The sequence below is a fragment of the Streptomyces sp. NPDC039430 genome (assembly GCF_055639435.1).
This window is the reverse complement of sequence record NZ_JBVKAK010000008.1, coordinates 343,607-368,454: the sequence shown is the minus strand read 5'-3', so window position 1 is coordinate 368,454 and position 24,848 is coordinate 343,607. Positions and strand designations below refer to the sequence as shown.

Here is a 24,848-nt window from a genome sequence, read left to right as displayed (position 1 = left end):
TCGGTCATGGGATGGGCTGTGCGCTGTGCGGACGTCAGGGGTGCGTGCCGGGCGGGGTCGCGCGGGCGAGGCCCAGGTCGTACGCGAGGATCGTCGCCTGCACCCGGTCGCGTACCCCGAGTTTGCGCAGCAGTGCGTTCACATGGGATTTGACCGTGCCGACGGTGATGTCGAGTTCGGAGGCGATCTCCGCGTTGTTCATCCCCGAGGCGATCAGGGTGAGGACGAAGCGCTCCCGTGCGGTCAGCCGGTCCAGGGCCGCCGCGTCCTGCCCGGTCCGCGGTCCCGGCGGGCCCGCGGCGTAATGGCCGATGAGCCGGCGGGTGGCCGACGGGGCGAGGACGCTCTCCCCGCCGGCCACGACGCGGATGCCGTGCAGCAGTTCGGCCGCCTGCACGTCCTTGAGCAGGAAGCCGGACGCACCGGCGCGCAGCGTTTCGAACACGTAGGCGTCGAGGTCGAACGTGGTCAGTACGAGGACGCGTGGCGGATTCTCGCGCGCGGTGATGATCCGGGTGGCGGTGATGCCGTCGAGTCCTGGCATCCGTACGTCCATGACCATCACGTCGGGCGCGAGCTGGTCGGCCAGGGTCACCGCGGCGGCTCCGTCCCCGGCCTCGCCGACGACTGTCATGTCCTGCTCGGCGTCGATGACGGCGGCGAAGCCCGCCCGGACGACCGCCTGGTCGTCGACGACCACCACGGTGAGGGTCATTGGGGTTCCTCCTGGTCGCCCCCGAGCGGGGCGCTCTCTGTACGGGGCGGCGCCTGCGGGCCTGGGTCGGTATCGGGGCGCTCGGCGTTCGGGGCGCCACCGGCACGGGGCGTCGCCCCGTCGCCCGGGACGGTGGTCAAGGGCAGACGGAGCAGGACCGTGTCCGGCTGTTCGGTGGTGAGGGTGCCGCCGAGGGCGGCGGCCCGTGTCACCAGCCGCTCGCGTGCGGCGAGACGGGTGGCGTGGGACACACCGGTCGCGGTCAGGGTCAGGACGCGGTCCGCGGCGTCGAGGACGAGCGCGGCCGGTTCGTCACCCCCTGCCCGCAGAATCGTCTCGGCGGCACGGTAGGCGGCGATGTCCACCTCGGGGGGCAGCCGCTCCGGCACCCGGTCGGTGAGCCGCACCTCCACCTGGCGGCCGGTGGCCCGGCACTGGCCGACGAGCAGGTCGAGGGCCTGCAGCGTGGGCTGCGGACGGAGTTCGGCGTGCTGTTCTCCGGCACGGACCGTTTCGAGCAGGGACCGCATCGCGGCCAAGGCGTCGCGGGCCCGTTCCGCCGTCTGCGCGAGCCGGCCCGCCTCCGCCTCCTCGACCACCTCGGCCGTGCGTGCCAGCACCGTGGTCTCCAGTCCGACGGTGATGCGGCGGCGTTCTGCCCACGCGTCCCTGACGGCCTCCTCGGTCCACGCCGCGAGACGGTCCTGGTGCGTGTCCCGTTCGGCTCGCCCGCGCTTCCCGTACCAGGTGCCCAGAAACCAGGCGGCGGCAGCGGCCGGCGCCGTCATGACGGTCGCGGCCCCGACGACACCCCAGGCGGGCGTGGCGACATCGCGGGCCAGTACGGCGGCGATCACCGCGGCCGCGTGGACGACAGCGGCCACGACCGGTACGGCCCGGCGCGGCGCGGCCACGCCCGCGGCCCGGCGCCCGAGCGCCGTCGCCCCCGCCCCTTCCACACCCTTCCCGGACGGAACACCCGGGCCGGCCTCCGGGGAGCCGACCGCCACCATGGCGAGCGCCACGCAGGTGGCGATCATGCTCAGCCCCGGCGGCAGGAGCACCGGCCCCGCGTAGCCGCTCACGGCCATCGTCGCAGGCCAGAGCCCGGCGAGGACCAGCAGCACACTCAGCGCGGTCCGCGGAGCCTGCCGCAGCCACAGCAGCGTGACCACCTGCGCCGTGGCGAGCAGCGCGAAAAGCGCACCGGCCGAGACGCCCGGCCCGGTGGGCGTCGTACTCTCCCGGATGATGAGGAACGGCAGCAGCGGCTGGAGGCACAGCCCCGCGGCCGCGGTGAACTGGGCGAGGCGGTACGTGCGCGGAACGGCTTCCGGCGGCGCTGTCCTGCGCCGCCCCGGCAGTACGGCGCGCACCTCCCACCCCCCGTCCGGTGTCGGCCCGCTGGTGAGCGTGCCGCCCGCCTCCCGAGCCCGGCCGCGCAGGAAGTTCTGGCCGTGCCCGCCCCCGAGTCCCTGGCCGCGCGGCGTACCGGCACCGGACGCGTCCGGCGGCCCGTTGCGCACCACGATCTCCGTGTGGTCGTCGCCGTAGGCGCATCGCACGGTCGTGGCGGCGCCGGAGGCGTGGCGGACCACATTGGTCAGTGCCTCGCGGACGATGCCGTACGCGGCGTCGCCGACGGAGCCGTCCGGCAGGGCCTCGGTCCGGCACGTCACCGGCTGCCCGAGAGCGCGGAAGCCGGCCACGAGTTCCCGCAGCCGCTCCTCCGGCGCCGGGAGGTCCTCCGGAGTGGGTGTCGGGGCTCGCACAGCGCTCAGGGCCCGGGTCACCTCGCGGCCGGTCTCGGCGGCGAACTCCACTGCCTTGTCGGCCAGTTCGGGTCGGCGGTCGCGCAGTCCGAGCGCCGCCTCGACGGTCACGACCACCGCTGTGAGGTGGTGGGCACTGACGTCGTGCAACTCCCTTTCCATCCGGCGCCGTTCCGCCGCCGGAAGCCGGTGCCGCTCGTCCTCCGCCCGGCGCAGACGCCGTTCGGCGGCTCGCCGGGCGGCCCGTAGCCGCCGCAGGGACAGCCCCGTACCGGTGGCGGCCGCGTAGAGCAGCGCGGTGAGGACGAGGTCGAGGCCCTGGCTGCCACCGAGACCGTGCAGGCTGAGACCGTGCACGAGCTGCCAGGCCGCGAGCGTCGCCACGCACAGCAGCGCGGTGGTGGTGTCCCGTTCGACGGCCACCGTGAACAGGGCCAGCGCGACTCCGGCGGTGCCGAGCACGGCCACCGCGCCCGCGGGCAGGGGCGCCGCGCCGACCGCGCAGGCGGCCACGACCAGGATGAGGACGGGCACGGGGCGGGTACGGCGGACCGAGAGCGCGACGGCGACCAGACCGCCCACCAGAGCGGTCGCGAGGAGTTCCGCGGCGGTCGGGGTGGCGCCCCGCAGCAGCGCGTACCCGGGCCACACCACGGCCTGAGCGGCGAGCAGCAGGACCGGGAGAAACCGGTTGTCAGTTCGTTCCATGATGTGACCCACGCTATGGTCGCACGCGGATCGCGGGCATCGGGCCACAGGACGATCACCGCCTCTAACCGGAGATAGAGACAGGCCGGAGACAGAGACAGGCCGGAGACAGAGACGCGCTCGGGGGACGGAGTGGGGTCCATCCCCGTCCCGGGCCGGGGCGAGGGTCAGCTGTCGGAGATGCGGCGGGGTGTGGCGTGCGCGTCGCGCAGTTCCTCGTTGATGCGCAGGGCTTCTTCGAGCTGGTCTTCGAGGATGACGATGCGGCAGGCGGCTTCGACGGGCGTGCCCTGGTCGACCAGCTCGCGGGCGCGAGCGGCGATTCTCAGCTGATACCGCGAGTAGCGGCGGTGTCCGCCCTCGGAGCGCAGGGGAGTGATGAGGCGGGCTTCGCCGATGGCTCTCAGGAAGGCGGGGGTGGCGCCGAGTATCTCGGCGGCGCGGCCCATGGTGTAGGCGGGGTAATCGTCGTCGTCGAGACGGCCGAGAGAGTTTCCTGCGGTCATGTGCACCTCTGATCGGGTAACGCGTCGAGGGGCCTCGGCGTCGTACGGCACCAAAGCCCCGGAGGAGGCGCGACACCATCTGCCGGCGGGGCATGCAGTACTGCTGGCTACGAGGAGGACATTAATCCTGGTAGACCCGTATGTCTACTCTCGTCATGACAGATTTTCTGTGTGGGAGAATGCCGGGCTTCTGTCGTCACCACTATCATCGCACCGCCCGGAAGACCCCGGCGGGCCGGTGCCGGACGGCGTGTCGCGGCCCGGGAGCGGGCCCGGCGGCGGGAACCCGTTGGAACCTGTCGGTAATGCCGCTGGGGGGTGATCGCCCCCGGACCTAGCGTGATGAGCGGTCCCCGCGCCGGTCCGGTCGCGCCACCCGCCCCGAGAAAGGGCACACCCATGCAGTACGTCATGCCGATCGGCATCGGCATCCTCTATGTGTCGCTCATGTCCCTCATCCGTGAACCGCACCGGCGGCGCTTCAACGCGATCATGATCGCCGGAGCGGGGGCCGCCTACCTGAGCGGTGGCGGCCTGGGCGGCTGGGAGTTCGCGTTCACCGCGCTTCTCACCTATGTCGCCTACCGCGGGCTGGACTCGTGGGCCTTCATCGGCATCGGCTGGCTGCTGCACACCGCGTGGGACGTGGTGCACCATCTCAAGGGCAGCCCCTTGATCCCCTTCGCCCACGACTCGTCGCTGGGCTGTGCGATCTGTGACCCGGTCATCGCGCTGTGGTGTCTGCGAGGAGGCCCGTCCCTGCGCGAACTCCTCCGCGGGAAGCGGCCCACGACACGCGAGAACGAGGCCGCTCCGGGCCAGGCCGTACCGGACCGGGCCGTACCGGGCCGTACCAAGGGAAACGGCCGCCTGGCCACCACACCTCGACGGCCCGGCGCCGCCAGCGCCGGGCCGTCAGGACAGAACACCTAGCCGGTCATCGCCCGGCCGGTCTCCAGCAGGGTCTTGAGGTCGCTGAGCAGCATGCTCCAGCCGCCACCCGCCTCGCTGATCTCGCCCGCGACCTGGGCCGCGTGGGCCGGTGCGCCGGTGACGTCGTGGGTCACCGTGAGTCTGGTGACGCCGCCGTACGGCTCTTCCTCGATCTCGTAGGTCAGGCGCGTGAACGGCTCGGCCGCCAGCTCCGGGGAGAACAGCATCCGGTACGTCTGGACGAGTTTGCGCGGCGGGTCCGCCTCGACGATCTCGCCCTCGATGATCTGTTCCGCCGCCCCGTGGCAGCGCATCTCGTCGCTCGACAGCACCCGGAACGTACCGCCGGCCCGCGGGTCGAGTTCGGACGCGCAGCGGTAGCCGTACTTCTCGCTCCACCCGGGCTTCGTGATCGCGTCCCACACCGCCTGGGGTGTCGTCCGGATGTAGACCCGGTGGACCTGAACGGTCGTGGTCTCCTCGGCAGAGACTGTCATGTGTTCCCCTCCAGCTCGTTCTTGAGCTCGGTGAGCGCCGTCACCTGACGCTCGGTGTACTTGTCGATCCACCGGTCGTGGATCAACCGGATCGGCACCGGGTTCAGGAAGTGCAGCTTCTCCCGGCCGGACTTACGCGTGACGACAAGTCCTGCTTCCTCCAGCACCTTCAGGTGTTTCATCGCTCCGTACCGCGTCATCTCCAGCTCGGACTCCAGCTCGGTCAGCGTGCGGCCGTCGCGCACGAAGAGCAGGTCCAGCAGGAAACGGCGCGTCGGATCAGCCAGCGCCTTGAAGACGCGGTCGTCGTCGGTCACGGCTCCAAAATAGGTGACCAGATGGTCACATGTAAAGCGGTTGAGCCCCCCGCCCGACCTTCGGGGCAGGCCGAAGGTTTACGGTCGACGAGGTGAGCACGACCACCCCGGTCACGTTTCTTTTCACCACCCCGTGCGAGGAGCAGGTACGTTGCCGTCGTCATCCGGCCTGGTCGCGGGCATGGAGCGCCACCAGGTCGCCGTCTACGTCGGGGCCCTGGCCGCCGGGGCACTGGTGGGCTCGGCCGCGCCCGCCGCGGGGCCCGGCCTGGCGCACGCCATCAACCCGGTGCTGGCCGCCCTGCTGTATGTGACGTTCCTGCAAGTGCCCGCCTCGGAGCTGATCCGCTCACTGAGGGCAGGCAGGTTCCTGGCCGCCACGCTGGTGGTGAACTTTCTGGTGGTGCCGCTCGTGGTCGCCGCGATGTTCGCCTTCCTCCCGGACGGCCAGGCCGTCCGCCTCGGCGTGCTGCTCGTGCTGCTGGCCCCCTGCGTCGACTACGTGATCGTCTTCAGCGGGCTCGCCGGCGGCAGCAGCCGGCGCCTGCTCGCGGCCACCCCGCTGCTGCTGCTCGCCCAGATGGTCCTGCTGCCGGGCTACCTGTTCCTCTTCATGGGCCCCGACCTGGCCGACGTGGTCGCCGCCGGACCGTTCATCGAGGCGTTCGTCGTACTGATCGTGATCCCGCTGGCGCTGGCCTGGCTCAGCCAGGCCTGGGCCGCGCGCCGCCCGGCGGGGCGGCGGACCGCGGACGCGATGGGCACGACGATGGTGCCGCTGATGGCCGCCACCCTGTTCACCGTGGTCGCCTCGCAGGTGCCCAAGCTCGGCGACGCCGGCAGCCTGGCGGACGTGGCCCGCGTCGTACCGTTCTATGTGGTCTTCCTGGTCGTGATGGCGTTCGCCGGACTCGGTGTCGCCCGCGCGTTCCGCCTCGACGTGCCGTCCGGGAGGGCGATCGTGTTCACCGGAGCGACGCGCAACTCCCTGGTCGTCCTCCCCCTCGCCCTGGCGTTGCCCGACGGCCTGGCCGTCGCCGCGGTGGTCGTGGTCACCCAGACGCTGGTCGAGGTGATCGGCATGGTGATCTACGTCAGGGCCGTGCCCCGGCTGCTTCCGCTGAGAAGCTGATCCGCCGTTGAGAAGCTGATCCGCCGTTGAGAACTGACGCGCCGTTGAGAAGCTGATCCGCCGTCATCCGTTCGGCTGTACTTTCACGGGCGCGCTGACCAGGGGCAGTTGACCGCTGACGGGCCGAGTCACCGGTCCGCACGCGTGGGACGTTTCATATGCGAGCAATCCCGCTTACACGTAGCGGCAGCAGACTGATGGACTATGCGTCCAACTCCTCCCGCCACTCGCATCGGCCGCCGGCAGCTGCTGGCCGTCTCCGGTGCCCTCGCGCTGACCGCCGCCTGCGGCTCCAACACCGGCCGCGGCGGGGGAGCGGGCGGTGGCCCCGCGCTCGATCAGTGGTATCACCAGTACGGCGAGGCCGGCGTGGAACAGGCGGTGAAGCGCTACGCCGCCGCGTACCGGAAGGCGCGCGTCACCGTCCAGTGGCGGCCGGGGAATTACGACCAGCAGACGGCCGCGGCACTGCTGACCGACAACGCGCCGGACGTCTTCGAGGGCGGACCGACCCTGGACCAGATCCGGGGCGGTCAGGTCGCCGATCTCACCGGCCTGCTGGAGGGCGTACGGGACGATGTCCACCCCGCGGTGCTCGCGCCCAAGACGTACCAGGGCAAGGTGTACGGCATCCCGCAGGTCATCGACATGCAGATGCTCTACTACCGCAAGAGCCTGCTGGACGGAGCCGGTGTCCGGCCGCCCCTGACCCTCGACGAACTGATCGACGCCGCCAAGGCGTTGACGACGAAGGACGTCAAGGGACTCTTCCTCGGCAACGACGGCGGCGCCGGCGTCCTCGGCGCGACCCCGCTGCGCGCCGCGGGCCTGGAACCCGTCACCGCCGGCGGGGACGTCGGCTTCGACGACCCGCAGGCCGCCAGGACCATCGGCAAACTGCGCCGGTTCCGCGCGGACGACTCCCTCCTGCTCGGGGCTCCCACCGACTGGTCCGATCCGTCCGCGTTCATCCAGGGGCTGACCGCCATGCAGTGGACAGGGCTGTGGGCCCTGCCGCAGATCCAGCAGGCGCTGGGCGACGACTTCGGTGTGCTGCCCTTCCCCGGGGACGGCCCGCGGGGCAGGCCGTCGGTCCCGGTCGGCGCCTACGGCGCGGCCGTCAGTACGCACAGCGCCGATATCGACGCGGCGAAGGCGTACGTGAAGTGGCTGTGGGTCGAACGCACCGACTACCAGGAGGACTTCGCGCTCTCCTACGGTTTCCACATTCCCGCCCGGATCTCACTGGCGAAGAAGGCGGCCGGGCTCACCAAGGGCGCGGCGGCCGACGCCGTACGGTTCACGACCGACCACGGATACGCACAGCCCCTGCTGTGGACCGAGAAGAGCCAGACCGCCTACCAGGACGCCCTGAGCCGGATCATCACCGCCGGCGCCGACCCGGAAGCCCAGCTCAGGGCGGTCGTCGCCACGACCCGGGCCGAGTTGAAGCGGGTGCGGTCATAGTCACGCCGACATCCACCCCGACATCCACCGGGAAGGCCGCCGGGCCGTCTCCCCGGGCCGGCGCCCGGACGACTCCCCGGACCGGCGGCTCGATCGGGCGGCGCCTGCGCGGACCCCAGAACCGCTACGTGTGGTTCTGGGTCTTCGTCGGCCCCTTCGCCATCGGGCTCGCTCTCTTCACCTACGTACCGCTGGCGTGGAGTGTGTGGCTGAGCTTCTACGACGCCCACAACACGGTGACCCCGACCGAGTTCGTGGGCCTGGACAACTACACCGAAATCCTCAGCGACCCCTCCTTCACCTCCAGTCTCACCACCTTCGCCGTCTTCTCCCTCTTCATCGTCCCGGCGACATACGCCCTCTCGCTCTCGCTCGCGCTGATGGTGCACCGGCTGCGCTTCGCCCAGGCGTTCTTCCGGTCGGTCTTCTTCCTGCCGACCGCCTGCTCCTACGTCGTCGCCGCGATCATCTGGAAGCTGTCGGTCTTCAACGGCGTGCGGTACGGGCTGGCGAACACGGTGCTGGACTGGTTCGGCGGCTCCGGGATCGCCTGGCTGTCGACCACCAGACCGCCGTGGTACTGGCTGGTCATCGTGACCGTGCGGCTCTGGCTCCAGGCCGGCTTCTACATGGTGATCCTGCTGGCCGGGCTGCAGCGCGTCCCGCCCGCCCTCTACGAGGCAGCCGCGGTCGACGGCGCCCGACCCGGCTGGCAGGTCTTCCGGCACATCACCTTCCCGCAACTGCGCGCGACCTCCGTCGCCGTCGTGCTGCTCCTGGTGGTCAACGCCTTCCAGGCCTTCGACGAGTTCTACAACCTGCTGTCCACCTCGGGCGGTTACCCGCCCTACGCCAGGCCGCCCCTGGTCTACCTCTACTACACCGCACTGGGCCAGGAGCAGAACCTGGGGCTCGGCAGCGCGGGCGCCGTGATCCTCGCCCTGATCATCGCCGTCGTGACCGTGGTGCAGGCGCGCTGGTTCAGCCTCGGCCGCAGGGAGGACTGACCCATGCCACGACACCCGACAGGCGCCCCCGCGGCGTACGCGACGAACCAGGCCTTCCAGCGGTTCGCCCGGGGCCTGCGGCTCGTCCTCCTCATCGCGCTCGCCGGGCTCTTCCTCATCCCGTTCTACCTGCTGGTACGCAACGGACTGGCCACGGAAGCCGACATCACAGGGACCGGCTGGACGTTCTTCCCGGACAGCCTCCACTGGGACAACCTCCGGGAACTGTTCGGCGACAGCAGCGTCCCGATGGCACACGCCCTGTGGAACTCCGCCGTGATCGCCGTCCTCACCACCGCCGGCACCCTGCTGCTCGCCTCACTGGCCGGATACGGCCTGGCCCGCATCGAATACCCCTACGCGAACCACGTCTTCTACGGGTTCCTGGTCACACTCATGATCCCGTCCGCCGTCACCTTCGTCCCGAGCTTCGTCCTGGTCTCCTCGCTCGGCTGGATCTCCACCCTGCGCGGACTGATCATCCCGACCCTGTTCAGCGCCTTCGCGGTCTTCCTCTTCCGTCAGTACTTCCTCGGTTTCCCGCGCGAGCTGGAGGACGCGGCCCGGGTGGACGGGCTCGGCCACTGGCGTACGTACTGGCGGATCGTCGTGCCCAACACACGGCCGGTCTTCGCGGCGGTCGGCGCGATCGTCTTCATCGGCTCCTGGAACTCGTTCCTGTGGCCGCTGGTGATCGGCCAGGACCGCGACGCCTGGACGGTACAGGTCGTCCTCGCCACGTTCACCACCGCCCAGACCATCAACCTCCACGAACTCTTCGTCGCCGCCGCCGTCTCGATCCTGCCCCTGCTGGTGGTCTTCCTGCTCCTGCAACGCCATATCGTCGCGGGCGCCGAGCGCTCCGGGATCGACGAGTGACCGGGCCCGGCACGGACGCCCCGGCGCCGTGCGCTCCGACGCTCCCGCGGGCCCGCCCGTACGACGTCCGCCACGGGTCAATCGGTGTACACCTCCGCCCGGTCCACGCTCACGAACCCGCCCCGGGACGCGGCGTTGTGTTCGCCGGTCACCCGCACGCGCAGGGTGTGGCGGCCGTACGGGAGGCGGGGACTGAGGTACTGGACGCTCTCGCCGGTCCGGATCGCGCCGTAGAGGTCGACGCGCCGCTCGCTGCCCCCGTCGACGCTCAGGGCCGCGATGCCGTTGCCGGTGTCGCGGACGGAGAGCAGGGCGACGCGGGTGCCGGTGAAGGTGAAGGTCGCGGTGTTGCCCGCCCGGTCGCTCCAGTGGTCGTCGCCCCAGAAACACTGGGTGGCGCAGCCGGTGCCGGAGTTCCAGGTGCCCGTGTAGGCGACGGTGCCGTCACCGCTGGAGCGGCCGTCGTCGTTGATCCAGTGGCCGCCGGATCCCGGGTCGCCCGAGGGCAGGTCCTGTGTCGCGCCCAGGGCGAGCGGACGGCCGAGGTCCGGGCCGCCGCCGGCGTTCCAGGTGATCTTCTGGGCACGGGTGGTGCGGTCCGTATAGGTGTTCGTGGAGGTCGTCTTGGCGTGGTAGACGATCCAGTCCTCGGTGCCGTCGGGCGAGCGGAAGAAGGCGTGATGGCCCGGCCCGTAGACGCCTCGGTCGTCGGCGCGGGAGAACACCGGCCCGGAGTGCTGGGTCCAGTCGCGGGGTACGAGCGGGTCGGCGCCGTCCGGCAGGGACATCATCCAGACCTGGTAGTCCGGCTTGCCTGTGTCGCACGTGGAGTACGTCATCCACGTACGGCCGTTGCGGTTGAGGAACTCCGGGCCCTCGCGGACCTCCGGGCAGCCGCCGGCCGCGTCGAGCGCGACCGCGTCGCCCGAGACGGTGTAGGGGTTCGACATCGGAGCGATGTTCAGGCCGTTGTGCTGGTAGGGATTGAGGCCGCTGTAGGCGAGATAGAGGCGGCCGCCGTGCTGGAACACACTTGGGTCGATCGCGAAGTCGGAGGCGTGGTTGGGCGGGGTGAGCCTGGCCTTGAAGCGGTACGGGCCGGCCGGGTCGTCGCGTTCGGACTCCAGCACGTACAGCCGGTGGTGCTCGTCGGTGCCGTCGTCGGCGGTGTAGTAGAGGTACCAGCGGTCGCCGAAGCGGTAGAACTCCGGCGCCCAGATGTCGCGGTTGCGTGAGGTGTCGCTGTCCGTCCATACCGTCACGGGGTCGGCGGAGAGCAGGGTGCTCAGCGAGGGGGAGCGCCACATCCGGATGCTGTCGCCCTGGGTGGAGGTCAGGTAGTACGCCCCCTTCCAGTACGTCGTGAACGGGTCGGGGCCGGGGTTGAGCGGATTGCGGAAGGTGGTGCCCGCGACGGCCGGGTACGGGGCAGGGGCCGGGCTCGTGGCGGTGGCAGGCGGGGCGGAGACGAAGCCGAGCAGGAGTGCCAGGAGTGCGGCGACGAGTGCCGCGTGACGCGCCGGGCGGGAATCTGTACGCATGGGCGGGCTCCTTACATCGATGTAAATCCCCGTCGGGCACCGTAGGGAAGGCACGAGGAGGTGTCAACGGCCCTGGACGTGACGGAGGTTGCCCGTCCCGGGCCGTTCTGTTCACTGCCCGCCGAGCCCCGTCGTGGCCACGGACTTGACAATGTGCCGCTGGAAGAACATGAAGACCACGACGAGCGGCAGCGCGGCCAGGACGGCCGACGCCATCGACTGGGCGTACTGGATGCCGTAGGCGTCCTTCACCGACGTGATGCCCACGGGCAGGGTCATCAGGGCGGGGTCGGAGGTGGAGATGAAGGGCCACAGGAAGTTGTTCCACGCCCCGATGAACACGAAGATCGACACGGCGGCGAGCATCGGCCGGGACAGCGGCAGCAGCACCGACCAGAAGATCCGCCAGTGGCCCGCGCCGTCGATCCTGGCGGCCTCCTCCAGCTCGTGGGGCAGCGAGTCGAAGTGCTTCTTCAGGATGAACACCATGACCGGCGCCACGGTCTGCGGCAGGATCACCGCCGCGTACGTGTCGAGCAGGCCCAGGCTGAGCATCTGCTGGAACCACGGCACGATGAGGATCTGGGGCGGTACGAGTACGGCCGCCACGGTGAGGGCGAACAGCCACCTGCGCCCGGCGAACAGCGTGCGGGAGAAGGCGTATCCGGCCATCGCGGAGACCAGCACCGTGATCACGGTGACGGCGGCCGAGATCAGGAGGCTGTTGAGCATCCACAGCGGCAGGTCGCCGCGTTCCCAGACGGCGCTGAAGCCCTGGAGCGTGAAGCCGTGGGCGGGCAGGAGCCAGTGGAGGGGATCACTCGCGTCCCGCTCGGACTTGAAGGCGGTCAGCAGCGCCCAGGCCATGGGCAGCAGCCACACCAGGGCCATGACCGTGAGGGCGGCCAGGGCGAGCACGCGCGAGGTCCGGCCGGCGCCGAGAGTGAGGTGCGTTCGGGGGTGGTGACGGGAGTGGGGACCGGTTCGGGGCGCCCGGCGCCGTACCGCCGACGCCCGTCCGGTGTGCGGTGTGTGCGGGGCGGGACCCGAGGCGTCGCGGACGGGCAGGTCGGTGGAGGTCATGTCACTTCTCCCGGCGGCGGAGGGCGGCGAACTGGGCGGCGGAGGCGAGGATGACCAGGGCGAAGAAGATATAGCTGATCGCCGAGGCGTAGCCGAGCCGGTAGCCGGTGAAGCCGACGTCGTAGACGTACTCGACGACCGGGCGGGTGGAGTTGTCGGGGCCGCCCTTGGTGAGCAGGTAGACCTGGTCGAAGACCTTCAGCGAGGCCAGGATCTGCAGCACGGTGATGACGGTGGTGATACGGCTGAGCTGGGGCAGTGTGATCGACCACAGCCGCCGCCAGGCCCCGGCCCCGTCGATGGCGGCCGCCTCGTACAGATGGTCGGGTATCGACTGCAACGCGGCCAGGTAGAGCAGGAAGTTGAAGCCGACGGTCCACCACAGCGTGGTCAGGGCGATCGCCCCCATGGCCACCGACTCGTCGCTGAGCCACGCCACATGACCGAGGCCGAGCACGTCGAGCAGGTGGTTGTACAGCCCGAGATCGGGCTGGTACAGCCAGATCCACAGCAGACTGACGACACCGACGGGCAGCAGGTAGGGGGCGAAGAACGCCAGCCGCCACACCCACTGGCCGGGCAGACCGGTGTGGACGAGCAGCGCCATGCCGAGCGCGACCGCGACGAGGGGGACGGTCGACAGGACGGTGAACCACACGGTGTGGCCCAGCGCGCGCCACATCTCGGCGTCTCCCAGGGCCTCGGTGAAGTTGTCGAGGCCGATGAACGCCGGGGCGTGGGCCGACAGGGAGGCGTCGGTCAGGCTCATCCACAGGCCCTGGCCCAGCGGCCAGAGCAGGAAGACGGCGAACAGGACGAGGAAGGGGAGCGCGAAGAGCAGGCCGGGGGAGAACAGCCGGCGCGCTGACAGGGCCCCGGAGCGGGGTGCGGCGTGGGGAGAGGACATCGTTGTGCCTCCTGCGCGGTGGTTCGCAGCCGGTCAGGCCGGGCTGGGCTTGGAGAGGAAGGTGTTCAGGCGCCGCACCATGGCGCGCGCCGCGCGGTCGGGGGCGAGACCGTCGAGAAGGGCCTGCTGGAGGACCTGGGACATGGCGTTCTGGAAGTCGGATCCGGCGCCGGCGAACCAGACCGCCGGGTCGAGCACGACGTGGCTCTGCGCCTGTACGTAGTGCGCCTGGGGCCGCAGGCGCTCGTACTCCTCCGTGCGGGTGACGGGCCGGTAGGCGGGGATGTGGCCCGCGGTGGCCCAGATCTGGCCGGCCTTCAGCAGCGCCGCCACCGCCTGGTGGGTGCGGCGGCGCTGCGCGGCGTCCGGGCGCGGGCGGTGCGGCAGGACGAAGGAGTGCGCGTCCGCGTAGACGGCGGGTGTGCCGAACACCGTGGGAAAGGAGGCCGCCTGGACGTTCTTGTCCGCGGCCCGGAAGGTGCCGAGTTCCCACTCGCCCGACAGGATCATCGCCGTCTGCCGGTTGGCGAAGGCGGCGATGGCCGCCGCGTAGTCGAGCCCCCGGGGGTTGACGCGGCCGTCGACGAGCCGGGCCATGAAGGCGATGACCTCGGCCATACGGTCCTCGTCGACCTCGGCCGGTCCGCCCTCGGGCAGCCGGAAGGCCCCGCCGGTCTGCTGGTACAGGCCGTAGAACAGGCGCCAGCCCTGGGCGGTGTCGGTGACGTAGCCGAAGGCGATGCCCTGCTTGCCCGAGGCCCTGGCCAGTTCCCTCCCGGCGGCCAGGAAGCGGTCGGGCGAGCTGAAGGCCTCCGCGTCCAGGGTGCCGTCCTTGGTCAGCAGGCCCGCGTCGGCGGCGGGTCCGGGATGGAAGAAGACGATGAACGGATGGGTGTCCAGCGGGATCGCGTACGTCGCGCCCCCGGACCGCGTGCGCGACCACACCGCGTCGGTGAAGTCGTCGCGGGTGACGCCGTATTCGGCCAGGACGTCCAGATCCCACGGGTCCAGCAGTCCGGTGGGCGCGTACCCGGCGAGACGCGACAGGTGCGCCACCGCCATGTCGGGACCGCGGCCGCCGGCGGAGGCCATGGCGAGCTTGGTGTAGTACGGGGTGCCCCACTCCAGGACGGTGCGCTCGATCCGCGTGCCCCGCGTATCGGCGCGAGCGGCCCGCGTCATGTCGTCGAGGAGGGCGCCGTCGGCCCCGCTGAACAGGTCCCAGAGGTGGACGGTCGGCTCGTCGGCCGCGGCCGCGGATCCGCAGCCGGCGAGCGCGCCGCCGCCGAGGACCGCCGCTCCGGAGGCGAGGGCCGCCGTCAGCGCGCGGCGCCTGGTCAGGCCGGGGCGACCGACTGGTACGGGCGTGCCGGTCATGTGGCTCCTTTCCCGCGGCCGGCGGTGCGGGGGGCGGGGACACCGTGGTCCCCACCTCGCCGGCACCGCCGTGCCGTGGTCATACATCGATGTAAACGCGCGGGCGGGGTGAGTGGTTCACCGCTTCCGTTCGCGCGGGTCCGGGGGATTGCGCGGTGCTACGGCGTGCCTTCGTACGCCGCCGGGCGGGTCTGGGCGGCGCGGAGCGGCGCGGTGTCGACCTTCTCGGAGCGGTCGAAGCGGTAGACGCCGTTGCGTTCCTGGAAGACGTCGGTGAGCTGGGTGTAGCAGTAGCCGAACATGCCCGGGTCGGAGAGCAGCACGCCGGTCAGGCCGGTGAAGCGCTCGACGAACTCGTCGGCGCTGCGGGGCCGTTCGCCGTAACCCCAGGAGGCGTCCCGCTCGGTGCCGGCCGTCCCGGCCGCCGCCTGCGGGTCCCACCAGATGCCGCCGAACTCGCTGCAGAAGTAGGGCTGTCCGCGGTACGGGACCGACCACGGCCGTCCGTCCGGCGCGGTGTTGACGTAGGGGCGGTCCTCCGCCAGGCCGTCCATGGTCCTGGCGAGGGCGGCCGGGTCCTGCTCGTAGCAGTGGGAGTCGTACACGTCGGTCTCCGGCACCCGGTGCGCGTATCCGGAGGCGTCGATGACCGGGCGGGTGGGGTCGGCCAGCTTGGTGGCGAGGAACATCGCCCGGGTCACGTCGTCGAGTGTGGTGACGCGGTCGTGCAGCGGCTGGTACGTCTCGTTCAGCGGGCACCAGCCGACGATCGAGGGGTGTGAGTGGTCCCGCTCCAGGGCCTCCAGCCACTGGGTGACGTACGAGGCGTCGGGGCGCTGGTTGTCGTCGCGGGCGCCCATCTCGCACCCCCAGTCGCCGAACTCGCCCCAGACCAGGTAGCCGAGCCGGTCGGCGTGGTGGAGATAGCGCTCCTCGAAGACCTTCTGGTGCAGACGGGCGCCGTTGAAGCCGGCGCGCAGGCCCAGCTCGATGTCGCGGACCAGGGCGGCGTCGCTCGGGGCGGTCATCAGCCCGTCCGGGTAGTAGCCCTGGTCGAGCACCAGACGCTGGAAGACGGGTTCGCCGTTCAGTACCAGCCGCTTTCCGTGGACGGCGACCGAGCGCAGACCGGCGTAGGAGCGCGCCGTGTCGACGACCGTGCCGTCGGGGTCCAGGACGTCGAGGGACAGGTCGTACAGGTGCGGATCCGCGGGCGACCAGACACGCAGCCGGTCGTCGGGCAGTGGCAGTACCAGGCGCGGGCACAGGTCGAGGTCCGCGCGGGCCTCGGCCGTGGTGATGTCGCCGTGGCCGTCGCGGAGCGTGGCCCGGACGCGGTGGCCGGGGGCGTTCGCGGTCAGCGGCAGTTCGAGGTGGAAGGAGCCGGAGGCCAGGTCGGGGGTGATACGGGGACGCTTGAGGGCGACGGCGCGCGGGACCGGCTCCAGCCACACGGTCTGCCAGATGCCGGTCGTACGGGTGTAGTGGCAGTGGGAGTTGGCGTACCAGGTGGCCTGCTTGCCACGCGCCTGGACGCCGTGCCGGCTGTCACGGGCCCGGACGACGATCGTCAGCTCCTCGCCCGGTACGGCGACGTCGCCGAGGTCGGCCGTGAACGGGGTGAAGCCGCCGCGATGCCGGGCGACCTCGCGGCCGTCGGCCCACACGGTGGTGTCGTGGTCCACGGCCCCGAAGTGCAGCAGTACCCGGGAGCCGGCCCAGCCGGCGGGCACGGTCACCGTCCGCCGGTACCAGACGGCCTCCAGGAAGTCCGTCTCCCCGATCCCGGACAGCTCCGACTCGGGGCAGAACGGGACGAGGATACGGTCGGCGAGCTCGCGTTCCAGCAGACCGCGCTCAAGACCGGTGTCGGACCGGTCGGTCTCGAACTGCCACTCGCCGTTGAGATTGAGCCAGGCCTCACGGGCGAACTGCGGCCTGGGGTACTCGGGACGGGGCACGTCCGGGAGGTGCGGGACGGGCATGGCGCTCCTTGCAACGAGTAGTGCCGGGTCGGTGCGAGGCTCATGGCACCATGGCGATTACATCGATGTAAATACGTCGGTGGAGGATGGTCCGGCCCGCAACCGTTTCGTGATGGTCGGTACGATCACGGCCGACGGAAGGATGAACACAGTGGCGGCCAGGCCGAGGATCAAGGACGTGGCGCGGTACGCCGGGGTCTCTCCCAAGACCGTCTCCAACGTCATCAACGACTTCGAGCACGTGTCGGAACAGACCCGGGCCGCCGTGCGCGAGGCGATCGACGCGCTCGGCTACCGGGTCAACATCGCCGGACGGCAGCTGCGTCAGGGCCGGACCGGCATGATCACCCTGGCGGTCCCGGAACTCGACGTCGCCTACTTCTCCGAGCTGGCCAAACACGTCATGGCCGAGGCCGACCGCCGGGGACGCACCGTCCTGCTCCATCAGACCGAGGGCGTACGCGAACGCGAGCTGGCCGCGCTGCACGGCTTCGACACGCAGTTCTCCGACGGCGTCATCCTCAGCCCCCTCTCCCTCCTGCCCCGGGACCTGGCCACCCGCGACCAGCGCCTTCCGGTGGTGCTCCTCGGTGAACGGCCCGTCGCGGGCGGCACCGACCACGTGGGCATCGACAACGTCCGGGCCGCCCGGGAAGCCACCGCGCACCTGCTGTCCCGGGGACGTCGCCGCATCGCCGTCCTGGGCGGCGCCGTCCGCGGACGCCAGGGCACCGACCGGCTGCGCACCGACGGCTACCGCCAGGCCCTTGAGGCCGCCGGCCTGCCCTTCACCGCCGACCTCGTGGTGCCGGTCGAGGCGTACCACTGGCGGGACGGTGCCCGCGCCGCGGCCGCGCTGCTGGCGAAGGAGCCGCACCCCGACGCGCTGCTGTGCCTGAACGACCATCTCGCCCTGGGCGCGCTGCGCACGCTGTACGAACAGGGCCGCTCCGTCCCCGGGGACCTCGACGTGGTCGGCTTCGACGACATCGAGGCGTCGCGGTTCAGCGTGCCGAGCCTGACGACGGTCGCCCCCGACAAACCGGAGATCGCCCGAGCCGCCGTATCCCTGCTCCTGGAACGCATCGACGAGCCGGACACCGGCGCCCTTCAGGACCATGTGGCCGGGCACCGGCTCATCGTGCGCGAGAGCAGCGGCGGCTGACGCGGCATTTCGCGCGTGCGCCGGACCGGCCGGGGTCGACGACCGGCGCCCGGCCCTCACTCCCCGTGGCCCCTACTCCCGGTGGCCACCCGCCGGGAGGGGGCCCTCGATGAGGTCACGCAGCTGGGAGCGGGCGGTGATGCCCAGTTTGGGGAAGCTGCGGTAGAGGTGCGAGCCGACCGTGCGCGGGGAGAGGAAGAGCCTCTCCCCGATCTCGCGGTTGGTCAGCCCGCGGGCCGCGAGCCCGATGATCTGCCGCTGCTGCGGGGAGAGTCCGGCGAGCGCGTCGGGGGCCGGGTCCGTGACATCGAGGCCGGCGGCGCGCGACTCGGCACGGGCGCGCTCGACCCACGGGCGCGCGCCCAGGCGCCGGAAGATCTCCAGGGCCTCCGTCAGCGGCGCCCGCGCCTCCGCGACGCGCCGGCGGCGCCGCAGCCACTCGGCGAGATCCAGCAGGGTCTGGGCGCGTTCGAAGGGCCAGTGCTCCAGCACCGGATCCGCCAGGGCCGCCCGGTAGTACGGCTCCGCGTTCCCGGCGTCCGCCAGCAGGCCACGCGCCCGGCTGATCAGCGCCCGCAGCCGGGGCGAGGCGTTGTCTCCGAGCGTGCGTGCGCAACGCTCGACGATCGCGGCCGCCTCCTCGCGGCGGCCGGCGCGCACCGCGGCGGCGGCCAGATCGGCGAGAGCCGGATAGGAGGAGTGGTAGTGCACGGGCGCGCCGTCCGCCGTGAAGACCATGCGGAGGTGGTGGTACGCGGTCTCGTAGGCGCCTTCGGCGGCCGCCGCGGCACCGAGGGCGCGACGGGCACGGACGGATACCGAGCGGCTCTCCAGCGGATCGATCAGGGCGAGTGCGTCGGCGGCCCGCTCCCGGGCCGCCGACGTGTCGCCCTGGAAGGCCAGTACGGTGGCGTCCGCCGAGGCCGCGCACGCCACGGCGTGATCGAGGCCGGCCGTCGAACCGACCGCGGTGGTGCGGGCGCAGAACTCACGGGCCTGGTCCCATTTCCCCTGTTCCACATAGGCCCAGGCGACCGCGCCGCCCAGCCCCTCCGGCAGCGGTCCCCGCGGCTCCCAGCCGCTGAGAGCCTCGTCGACGGCGCGGACGGCCCGCGGGGTCTCGTCCAGGAGCCACGCCATGATCGCGAAAGTGATGAGCCGGTCCGGCCGGCGTTCCGCCTCGGCGGCCAACCGCGGCAGCCGGGAGACGAGTTCGGCTCTGTCGTCGAAGGGATCGGACACGGCTCTCACCCACGCACGCAGCCAGGCGTGTGACGCGTTCTCGGGAAGGCGCCGCAGGAGGGCCTGGACGCGAAGCCGTTGCGCGTCCTCTCCGGAGTAGAAGCGGACGACGGCGGCGACGGCCAGCAGGTCCAGCGCGACGGCGGGCCGTGAGAGCGTCAACCGCTGGGCGGTGTCGGCCAGTCGGGAGAAGACGACGGTGTGGCGCACGGTCAGCGCCGCCAGCCGTCCGGTCTGTACGGCGGCGGACGCCAGCAGCGAGGCGTCGTCGGTGCGCGCGCGTGCCGCGGCGGCCAGTTCCTCGACCCAGCCGATGTCGCCGGTGAACACGGCGGTCGCGGCGGCCTCGACCAGCAGCCGGGCGCTCTCCGCACGCCGTGGCGCGAGTTCCGCGGCGCGTTGCAGGGCCTTGGCCGCCGCCGCGTAGCCGCCGCGCCGGCGGGCCCGGCCCGCGGTCCGCTCCAGCTCCGCCGATACGGCCGCGTCCGGGTGGGAGGAGGCGGCGGCGAGATGCCAGGCACGCCGGTCCGGTTCGTCCCGCAGCATCCCGGCGAGTGCGAGATGGGCCGCGCGCCGCGCGTCGGAGGACGCGGCGTGATACACGGCGGACCGGACCAGCGGGTGGCGGAACCGGACGTCCCGGCCCGTCCGCCGGACCAGCCCGGCCCGCTCGGCGGGCGGCCACGCGTCGGCGTCGGCGTGCGGCAGCCCTGCGGGGGCGGCGATCGCCGAGTCGACGCCGTCCATGGCGGCCAGGAGCAGCAGGGCCCGCGTGGTGGCGGCGGGGAGGCCGTCCAGCCGGGCGGCGAAGATCCGCTCCAGGCGATCGGTGAGCGGGAGCGGACCCGCGGACGGCGATCCCGTGGACAGCGGACTCGCGTCCGGTGATCCTGCGGACGGCACCCCCGCGGTCGATGGCGCGGCGGTGGCGCCGTGCCCGGCGGCCGCCCTCGCCAGTTCGGCCAGTGCCAGCGGGTTGCCGCCGGCCTGGTCGAGGATCTGCGTCCTGGCCCGCCCGGTGGGGGGCCACGGCCGGCGGTCCAGCAGTCTGCCGGCCGCGGCGTTGTCGAGCGGCCCGAGGACGAGCGCCGGTACGCGCCGGTCGAACCCCGGGAGAGGATCGCCGACGCGGGCTCCGATCAGCATCGTGACCCGTTCGCCGCGCAGCCGTCTGGCGGCGAAGGACAGCGCGTCCAGGGAAGCGCGGTCGCACCACTGCGCGTCGTCCAGCACCACGAGCACGGGGCCCTCATCGCCCAGGGCCGACAGCAGGCTCAGGACCGCGACCCCGATGAGCATGAGATCGGGCGCCGTGGTGGCCGGCCCCACGCCGAAGGCGTCGTGGATCGCCGTGCGCTGCCTCTCCGGCAGCCCGTCCACCTCCGCCCGCACCGGCCGCAGCAACTGATGCAGCGCGGAGAACGCGAGGCTCGACTCCGACTCGCTGCCATCGGCACTCAGTACGCGAGCACCCCGCGCTTCGGCGCGGCGCGCCGCGGAGTCCAGCAGCGTGCTCTTCCCCGTGCCCACCTCACCGACGAGCACCAGAACCGGCTCGGCCGGCACCGGGCCGGCCGCCGGACAGGAGCCGGCCGCCGAACCTGGTCCGGCCGCCGATATCGAGTCCACCGCACGGAAAAGGCGTGCCAGCTCCGCGTCCCGGCCGACGATCAGCTCCGCCGAATCCGGCTCCGATTCCCTTTCCAGGACCGCGCCGGGGCCGCCTGCCTGCTTGTCCACAGAGTCTCCGGGAATCGTGGCTCCCGCGCGGAGCCGCCGTGCCGTGTCCCGCCCAGGCTACAAGTGGCGAGGCCGGTGTCCGGTGTCCGGTGTCCGCGGTTCATGAGTGCGGGCGCGGTGGTGCAGTCATGTGACGGATACCGCACGCGCCGGGGCCGCTCCTACGCTTCCGGGAAATCCTCCGAATTCTCAAGGACGCCCTGTGGAACAGATCAAGCTCGGCAATGTCACCGTCACCCGGGTCTGGGAATACTTCGGTTCCGTGGACATGACGCCCGAGACCTTCTTCCCGGAAAGCTCGAAGGAGGTATGGGACGACGGAGCCTCCTGGCTGACCCCGCATTTCCTCGATTCCACGACCAATATCGTGAATTCCGCGATCCAGACCTGGCTGCTGCGCAGTGAGGGCAGGACCATCCTCATCGACACGGGCGTGGGAAATCACAAGGAGCGCCCCTACGCACCGGTCTGGAGCCATCTCGAAACCGGCTTCCTGGCCAATCTCGCCCGGGCCGGTGTCCGGCCCGAGGACGTGGACATCGTCGTCAATACGCATCTCCACGTCGATCACGTCGGCTGGAACACCTGTCTGGACGGGCGGAGCTGGGTTCCGACGTTCCCCAACGCCACCTATCTGATGGCGAAGGACGACTTCGACTTCTGGAATCCCGAGAACGGCCACAAGCCGTCGCTCGGACGCGGCAACCAGAACGTCTTCGAGGACAGCGTGGCTCCGGTGCACGAGGCCGGCCGGACGCTGCTGTGGGAGAACAGCCACCGGATCGACGCCAACCTGCGCCTGGACGCGGCTCCCGGGCACACCCCCGGCTCCTCCGTGCTGACCCTCGAATCCGGGTCGGACCGCGCGGTGTTCGTCGGCGACCTGCTGCACAGCCCGGTGCAGATCCTCGAACCGGACGCGAACAGCTGCTTCTGCGAGGACCCCGTGGGCGCTCGTGCCACCCGCCGCAAGCTACTGGGCTGGGCGGCCGACAACAACGCGCTTCTGATCCCCGCGCACCTGGGCGGCCACGGCGCCGCGGAAGTGGTGCGTGACGGAAGCACGTTCGCCATCAAGGGCTGGGCCCCCTTCGCCCCGTACACCGAGCAGGGCTGAGGCCCACGGAAGGCATGACCGTGAACCACCAGAACCACCAGAACCACCAGAACCACCAGAACCACCAGAACCACCAGAACCACCAAGACATCCGGAACGACGGCAGTCACCGCCCGGGACCCGTTGTGACCACCGCGCAGGGGGCGGTCCGGGGCCTGCGCCGGGGCGGCACCGCCGCCTTCCTGAACATCCCCTACGCCGCTCCTCCCCTCGGCGCCGGCCGGTTCGCGCCGCCACGGCCGCACGAGCCCTGGGACGGCGTACGCGACGCCACCACGCCGGGCCCCAACGCGCCGCAGTCCCCGCGCAGGCTCGGCAGCGTGAACATGTCCCCGTACTTCGGCGAGGGCTGGAGCCACGGGGAGGACTACCTCACCGTCACCGTGTCGACCCCCGGGGACACGGGTGGTGACCTGCCCGTCATGGTGTTCGTCCACGGCGGGGGATTCGTCGCCGGATCGACGCGGTCCGCGATCTACGACGGTTCCGCCTTCGCCCGCGACGGCGTCGTCCTCGTCACCCTGAACTACCGGCTCGGCATCGCGGGGTTCCTCGACCTCCCCGGAGCGCCCCGCAACCGCGGGCTGCTCGACGTCGTCGCCGCGCTGCGCTGGGTACGGGAGAACATCGCGGCCTTCGGCGGTGATCCGCACAACGTCACCCTCTTCGGCCAGTCGGCCGGGGCGACCGTCGTCGGCGGCGTCCTCGCCACCCCCGAGGCCGCGGGGCTCTTCCGGCGGGCGATCATCCAGAGCGGCAGCGGCCTGGGGGCGTTCACGACCGAGCAGGCCGCCCGTGTCACCGGCGCGGCGGCCGAGGCCCTGGGCGTCGATCCGCGCGCCGACGCCTTCGCGGAGATCTCCGACGAGCACCTGGTCGAGGCCGCGTCCCGGCTCACCGGCATCGACCTGCGGACCGGGACGCACACCGACCCGCTGGCCGGGCTCAGCCCCTTCAGCCTGGTCCTCGACACGCAGCCCGCCGAATCCGTCGCCGCAGGCCTCGGCGCCGATGTCGATCTGCTCATCGGGACCAACACCGAGGAGGGAAACCTCTACCTGGTCCCCGTCGGCCAGTACGCCACCTCGACCGCGAGGGACGTCGACGCGGCGGCGGCGCGCTCGCACTCGAATCCCGCGCGGCTCGTCGAGGCGTACCGGACGGCACGCCCCGGCGCGTCCTTCGGCGAGCTGCGGTCCGCGATCACGGGCGACGCGCTGTTCGGCGCGGGCAGCTGGGCCATGGCCGACGCGCATGCCGCACGCGCGCACCCCGAATCCGGCACCTTCCGCTACGAGTTCGCGTGGCGCTCCCACGCCCTGGACGGAGAGCTGGGCGCCGCTCACGCGGTCGAACTCCCCTTCGTCTTCGACCTCGCGCGCCTTCCCCAGCTGCACGGACCCGACGGCCTGCTCGGCCCCGGCGAGCCACCCGCGAATCTCGCCGCCCGCGTGCACGAGACCTGGATCCGGTTCGCCAGGACCGGTGATCCCGGCTGGGCTCCGTACGACAACGAGCGCCGGACCACGATGCGTATCGACGCCGGGTGGACCCAGGTCGACGACCCCCGAGGCCAGGAACGACAGGCCTGGAGCTGACCCCGCCGGCACCTCGTACACCCTGCTCCGCAGGGACCCGCGCGGGGGACGACGTCCGAGTGGAACCCGGCCCGGGGGCGGCGCGTCACAGGGGCGGCAGGAGGTCCGCGCGGTCCGCGCGGCCGCCGCTCGCCGCCGCCGTCAGTACCGTCTGTCCTCGGGGGGACCCATGCGTACGAAGACCCGACGCGCCGTCGTTCCGGCCGTCCTGCTCACCCTGTTCACCGCCGTTGCCGGCTGCGGCTGGGACTCGGCCGACCGGGAGGCCCGTGCCCGTGAGGTCGCCGAGGCCTGGGACGGTTCCAAGGCCGCCGAGGTGTGGGGCGCGGGCTTTTACCCGATGGGGGATGCGGTCCAGCTGCCCGGGAGCGGCTTCCGCGGCGAAGCCGGCGAACGCGCCTACGCGACCCGGAAGTTCGTCCTGCGCACCGGACTTCCCGCCATCCGCCGGAAGGACGGACAGGTGAGATGGGAGAGCGGTGGCTCGCTCACGCTGCCGCTGACGGAGGCGCGAACGGCGTACGAGAGCGTGGCCCGAGGTGGCGGCGACGGACCGCGTCTCACTGTGACCGGGGCGGAGCTGGGCGAGATGACCCTCGCCACCAGCCGTGGCCCGGCGACCGTCCCGGCCTGGCTGTTCTCTGTGGAGGGCTACGACACTCCGCTCAAGCGCGTCGCCCTTGCCCCGTCGAAGCTTCCCGTGCCGCCGGTCAAGCCGGTCGCGGACCCGCCCACCGACGCGTTGGCGCCGCTCGGCCGGCTGGTCGAGGTGGCCGGGGACGGACGGTCCGTCACCGTGGTGGCCAACCATGGATCCTGCGACGACGGCCCCGCCGTGGACGTGCTGGAGACGAGTGACAGCGTGGTGCTGTCCGCGTCCGTCGTCGGGGCGAAGGACGGCCCCTGCACTGCCGACCTGCACCACGAAGAGCTGACGGTGAGGCTGGACCGGCCGGTCGGCGACCGTATCCTCCTGGACGCGTTCACGGGCCGGCCCGTGCCGTACGGGCTGCCGCACCAGCCCTCGGCGAGCTGGAGCTGAACCGGCGGTCAGAGCGCCGTAGCGCATGACGTCACCATGTCCGGGCCTCGCGCGTTCCGGGGCCCGGACATGCGTCCAGGCCCCGGTGCGCGTCCGGGCTCCGTCGCGGGACGGCCTG

At 71.8% G+C, this 24,848-nt stretch carries 20 protein-coding genes; 9 read left to right on the top strand and 11 right to left on the bottom strand.

Features of this window, described 5'->3' with window-relative positions:
* Positions 1-34 precede the first annotated feature (34 nt).
* The 3 genes from ACZ7LS_RS22025 to ACZ7LS_RS22015 form a co-directional block, all read right to left on the bottom strand.
* On the bottom strand, positions 35-715 hold the full coding sequence (locus ACZ7LS_RS22025) for a response regulator (protein WP_382519725.1): 681 nt from the start codon (positions 713-715) through the stop codon (positions 35-37).
* A complete protein-coding gene (locus ACZ7LS_RS22020; RefSeq protein ID WP_385130515.1) occupies positions 712-3,195 on the bottom strand; it encodes a sensor histidine kinase in 2,484 nt (827 codons plus the stop codon). The genes ACZ7LS_RS22025 and ACZ7LS_RS22020 overlap by 4 nt, the downstream gene beginning before the upstream one ends.
* 167 nt (positions 3,196-3,362) lie before the next feature.
* Positions 3,363-3,701: a MerR family transcriptional regulator gene (locus tag ACZ7LS_RS22015; RefSeq protein WP_385130513.1), complete on the bottom strand. Its 339-nt coding sequence runs from the start codon at positions 3,699-3,701 to the stop codon at positions 3,363-3,365.
* Between the two features lie 399 nt (positions 3,702-4,100).
* Between ACZ7LS_RS22015 and ACZ7LS_RS22010 the strand changes: the two genes are divergently transcribed.
* The gene (locus ACZ7LS_RS22010; protein WP_382519720.1) at positions 4,101-4,634 is read left to right on the top strand and encodes a DUF6010 family protein; all 534 of its coding nucleotides are present in this window, start codon (positions 4,101-4,103) and stop codon (positions 4,632-4,634) included.
* On the opposite strand, the gene ACZ7LS_RS22005 is transcribed toward ACZ7LS_RS22010, so the two are convergent.
* A complete protein-coding gene (locus ACZ7LS_RS22005; RefSeq protein WP_382519718.1) occupies positions 4,631-5,131 on the bottom strand; it encodes an SRPBCC family protein in 501 nt (166 codons plus the stop codon). The genes ACZ7LS_RS22010 and ACZ7LS_RS22005 overlap by 4 nt on opposite strands.
* Positions 5,128-5,448 (bottom strand): ArsR/SmtB family transcription factor, encoded by a 321-nt coding sequence (locus ACZ7LS_RS22000; RefSeq protein ID WP_129770166.1) that lies wholly within the window; start codon positions 5,446-5,448, stop codon positions 5,128-5,130. The genes ACZ7LS_RS22005 and ACZ7LS_RS22000 overlap by 4 nt, the downstream gene beginning before the upstream one ends.
* A gap of 181 nt (positions 5,449-5,629) precedes the next feature.
* On the opposite strand from ACZ7LS_RS22000, the gene ACZ7LS_RS21995 reads away from it, so the two are divergent.
* The 4 genes from ACZ7LS_RS21995 (at position 5,630) to ACZ7LS_RS21980 (ending at position 9,933) form a co-directional block, all read left to right on the top strand.
* On the top strand, positions 5,630-6,580 hold the full coding sequence (locus tag ACZ7LS_RS21995) for an arsenic resistance protein (protein WP_385130575.1): 951 nt from the start codon (positions 5,630-5,632) through the stop codon (positions 6,578-6,580).
* A 204-nt stretch (positions 6,581-6,784) separates the two neighbouring features.
* Entirely contained in the window at positions 6,785-8,047 is a 1,263-nt protein-coding gene (locus ACZ7LS_RS21990) for an ABC transporter substrate-binding protein (RefSeq protein WP_382881567.1), read from the top strand.
* 92 nt (positions 8,048-8,139) lie between these two features.
* Positions 8,140-9,054 carry a carbohydrate ABC transporter permease gene (locus ACZ7LS_RS21985; protein ID WP_385130572.1) on the top strand — a complete coding sequence of 305 codons (915 nt, stop codon included), beginning with the start codon at positions 8,140-8,142 and terminating at the stop codon, positions 9,052-9,054.
* A gap of 3 nt (positions 9,055-9,057) precedes the next feature.
* Positions 9,058-9,933, top strand: coding sequence for a carbohydrate ABC transporter permease (locus ACZ7LS_RS21980; protein WP_382669941.1), 876 nt, complete (start codon positions 9,058-9,060; stop codon positions 9,931-9,933).
* Positions 9,934-10,010: 77 nt separating this feature from the next.
* On the opposite strand, the gene ACZ7LS_RS21975 is transcribed toward ACZ7LS_RS21980, so the two are convergent.
* From ACZ7LS_RS21975 to ACZ7LS_RS21955, 5 genes are all read right to left on the bottom strand, one after another.
* A complete protein-coding gene (locus ACZ7LS_RS21975) occupies positions 10,011-11,474 on the bottom strand; it encodes a glycoside hydrolase family 43 protein (protein ID WP_385130508.1) in 1,464 nt (487 codons plus the stop codon).
* 111 nt (positions 11,475-11,585) lie between these two features.
* On the bottom strand, positions 11,586-12,557 hold the full coding sequence (locus ACZ7LS_RS21970; RefSeq protein WP_385130505.1) for a carbohydrate ABC transporter permease: 972 nt from the start codon (positions 12,555-12,557) through the stop codon (positions 11,586-11,588).
* A 1-nt stretch (position 12,558) separates the two neighbouring features.
* Entirely contained in the window at positions 12,559-13,464 is a 906-nt protein-coding gene (locus ACZ7LS_RS21965; RefSeq protein WP_382519707.1) for a carbohydrate ABC transporter permease, read from the bottom strand.
* 33 nt (positions 13,465-13,497) lie between these two features.
* Positions 13,498-14,841: an ABC transporter substrate-binding protein gene (locus ACZ7LS_RS21960; RefSeq protein WP_382669931.1), complete on the bottom strand. Its 1,344-nt coding sequence runs from the start codon at positions 14,839-14,841 to the stop codon at positions 13,498-13,500.
* A 158-nt stretch (positions 14,842-14,999) separates the two neighbouring features.
* On the bottom strand, positions 15,000-16,826 hold the full coding sequence (locus ACZ7LS_RS21955) for a glycoside hydrolase family 2 protein (protein WP_385130500.1): 1,827 nt from the start codon (positions 16,824-16,826) through the stop codon (positions 15,000-15,002).
* A 112-nt stretch (positions 16,827-16,938) separates the two neighbouring features.
* On the opposite strand from ACZ7LS_RS21955, the gene ACZ7LS_RS21950 reads away from it, so the two are divergent.
* Positions 16,939-17,991, top strand: a complete 1,053-nt coding sequence (locus ACZ7LS_RS21950) for a LacI family DNA-binding transcriptional regulator (RefSeq protein WP_382669925.1) — start codon at positions 16,939-16,941, stop codon at positions 17,989-17,991.
* Positions 17,992-18,063: 72 nt separating this feature from the next.
* Here the strand turns inward: ACZ7LS_RS21950 and ACZ7LS_RS21945 are convergent, their stop codons facing one another.
* Positions 18,064-20,973 carry a helix-turn-helix transcriptional regulator gene (locus tag ACZ7LS_RS21945; RefSeq protein ID WP_385130497.1) on the bottom strand — a complete coding sequence of 970 codons (2,910 nt, stop codon included), beginning with the start codon at positions 20,971-20,973 and terminating at the stop codon, positions 18,064-18,066.
* A 202-nt stretch (positions 20,974-21,175) separates the two neighbouring features.
* Here ACZ7LS_RS21945 and ACZ7LS_RS21940 point away from each other — a divergent pair, with 202 nt between their 5' ends.
* The 3 genes from ACZ7LS_RS21940 to ACZ7LS_RS21930 all read left to right on the top strand — a co-directional run bounded on the left by ACZ7LS_RS21940 (position 21,176) and on the right by ACZ7LS_RS21930 (position 24,730).
* Positions 21,176-22,090 (top strand): MBL fold metallo-hydrolase, encoded by a 915-nt coding sequence (locus ACZ7LS_RS21940; protein WP_382519698.1) that lies wholly within the window; start codon positions 21,176-21,178, stop codon positions 22,088-22,090.
* Between the two features lie 14 nt (positions 22,091-22,104).
* The gene (locus tag ACZ7LS_RS21935) at positions 22,105-23,688 is read left to right on the top strand and encodes a carboxylesterase/lipase family protein (protein ID WP_385130494.1); all 1,584 of its coding nucleotides are present in this window, start codon (positions 22,105-22,107) and stop codon (positions 23,686-23,688) included.
* Between the two features lie 169 nt (positions 23,689-23,857).
* On the top strand, positions 23,858-24,730 hold the full coding sequence (locus ACZ7LS_RS21930; protein WP_385130491.1) for a hypothetical protein: 873 nt from the start codon (positions 23,858-23,860) through the stop codon (positions 24,728-24,730).
* The last annotated feature ends 118 nt before the right edge of the window (positions 24,731-24,848 follow it).

Excerpts from the sequence above, each read along its gene's own strand:
- ACZ7LS_RS21965 (WP_382519707.1), bottom strand. The coding sequence starts at position 13,464 with ATGTCCTCTCCCCACGCCGCACCCCGCTCCGGGGCCCTGTCAGCGCGC.
- ACZ7LS_RS21930 (WP_385130491.1), top strand. The coding sequence starts at position 23,858 with ATGCGTACGAAGACCCGACGCGCCGTCGTTCCGGCCGTCCTGCTCACC.
- ACZ7LS_RS21995 (WP_385130575.1), top strand. The coding sequence starts at position 5,630 with ATGGAGCGCCACCAGGTCGCCGTCTACGTCGGGGCCCTGGCCGCCGGG.
- ACZ7LS_RS21990 (WP_382881567.1), top strand. The coding sequence starts at position 6,785 with ATGCGTCCAACTCCTCCCGCCACTCGCATCGGCCGCCGGCAGCTGCTG.
- ACZ7LS_RS22005 (WP_382519718.1), bottom strand. The coding sequence starts at position 5,131 with ATGACAGTCTCTGCCGAGGAGACCACGACCGTTCAGGTCCACCGGGTC.
- ACZ7LS_RS21935 (WP_385130494.1), top strand. The coding sequence starts at position 22,105 with ATGACCGTGAACCACCAGAACCACCAGAACCACCAGAACCACCAGAAC.
- ACZ7LS_RS21960 (WP_382669931.1), bottom strand. The coding sequence starts at position 14,841 with ATGACCGGCACGCCCGTACCAGTCGGTCGCCCCGGCCTGACCAGGCGC.
- ACZ7LS_RS21970 (WP_385130505.1), bottom strand. The coding sequence starts at position 12,557 with ATGACCTCCACCGACCTGCCCGTCCGCGACGCCTCGGGTCCCGCCCCG.
- ACZ7LS_RS22025 (WP_382519725.1), bottom strand. The coding sequence starts at position 715 with ATGACCCTCACCGTGGTGGTCGTCGACGACCAGGCGGTCGTCCGGGCG.
- ACZ7LS_RS22010 (WP_382519720.1), top strand. The coding sequence starts at position 4,101 with ATGCAGTACGTCATGCCGATCGGCATCGGCATCCTCTATGTGTCGCTC.
- ACZ7LS_RS21950 (WP_382669925.1), top strand. The coding sequence starts at position 16,939 with ATGGTCGGTACGATCACGGCCGACGGAAGGATGAACACAGTGGCGGCC.
- ACZ7LS_RS22015 (WP_385130513.1), bottom strand. The coding sequence starts at position 3,701 with ATGACCGCAGGAAACTCTCTCGGCCGTCTCGACGACGACGATTACCCC.
- ACZ7LS_RS21980 (WP_382669941.1), top strand. The coding sequence starts at position 9,058 with ATGCCACGACACCCGACAGGCGCCCCCGCGGCGTACGCGACGAACCAG.
- ACZ7LS_RS21955 (WP_385130500.1), bottom strand. The coding sequence starts at position 16,826 with ATGCCCGTCCCGCACCTCCCGGACGTGCCCCGTCCCGAGTACCCCAGG.
- ACZ7LS_RS21975 (WP_385130508.1), bottom strand. The coding sequence starts at position 11,474 with ATGCGTACAGATTCCCGCCCGGCGCGTCACGCGGCACTCGTCGCCGCA.
- ACZ7LS_RS22020 (WP_385130515.1), bottom strand. The coding sequence starts at position 3,195 with ATGGAACGAACTGACAACCGGTTTCTCCCGGTCCTGCTGCTCGCCGCT.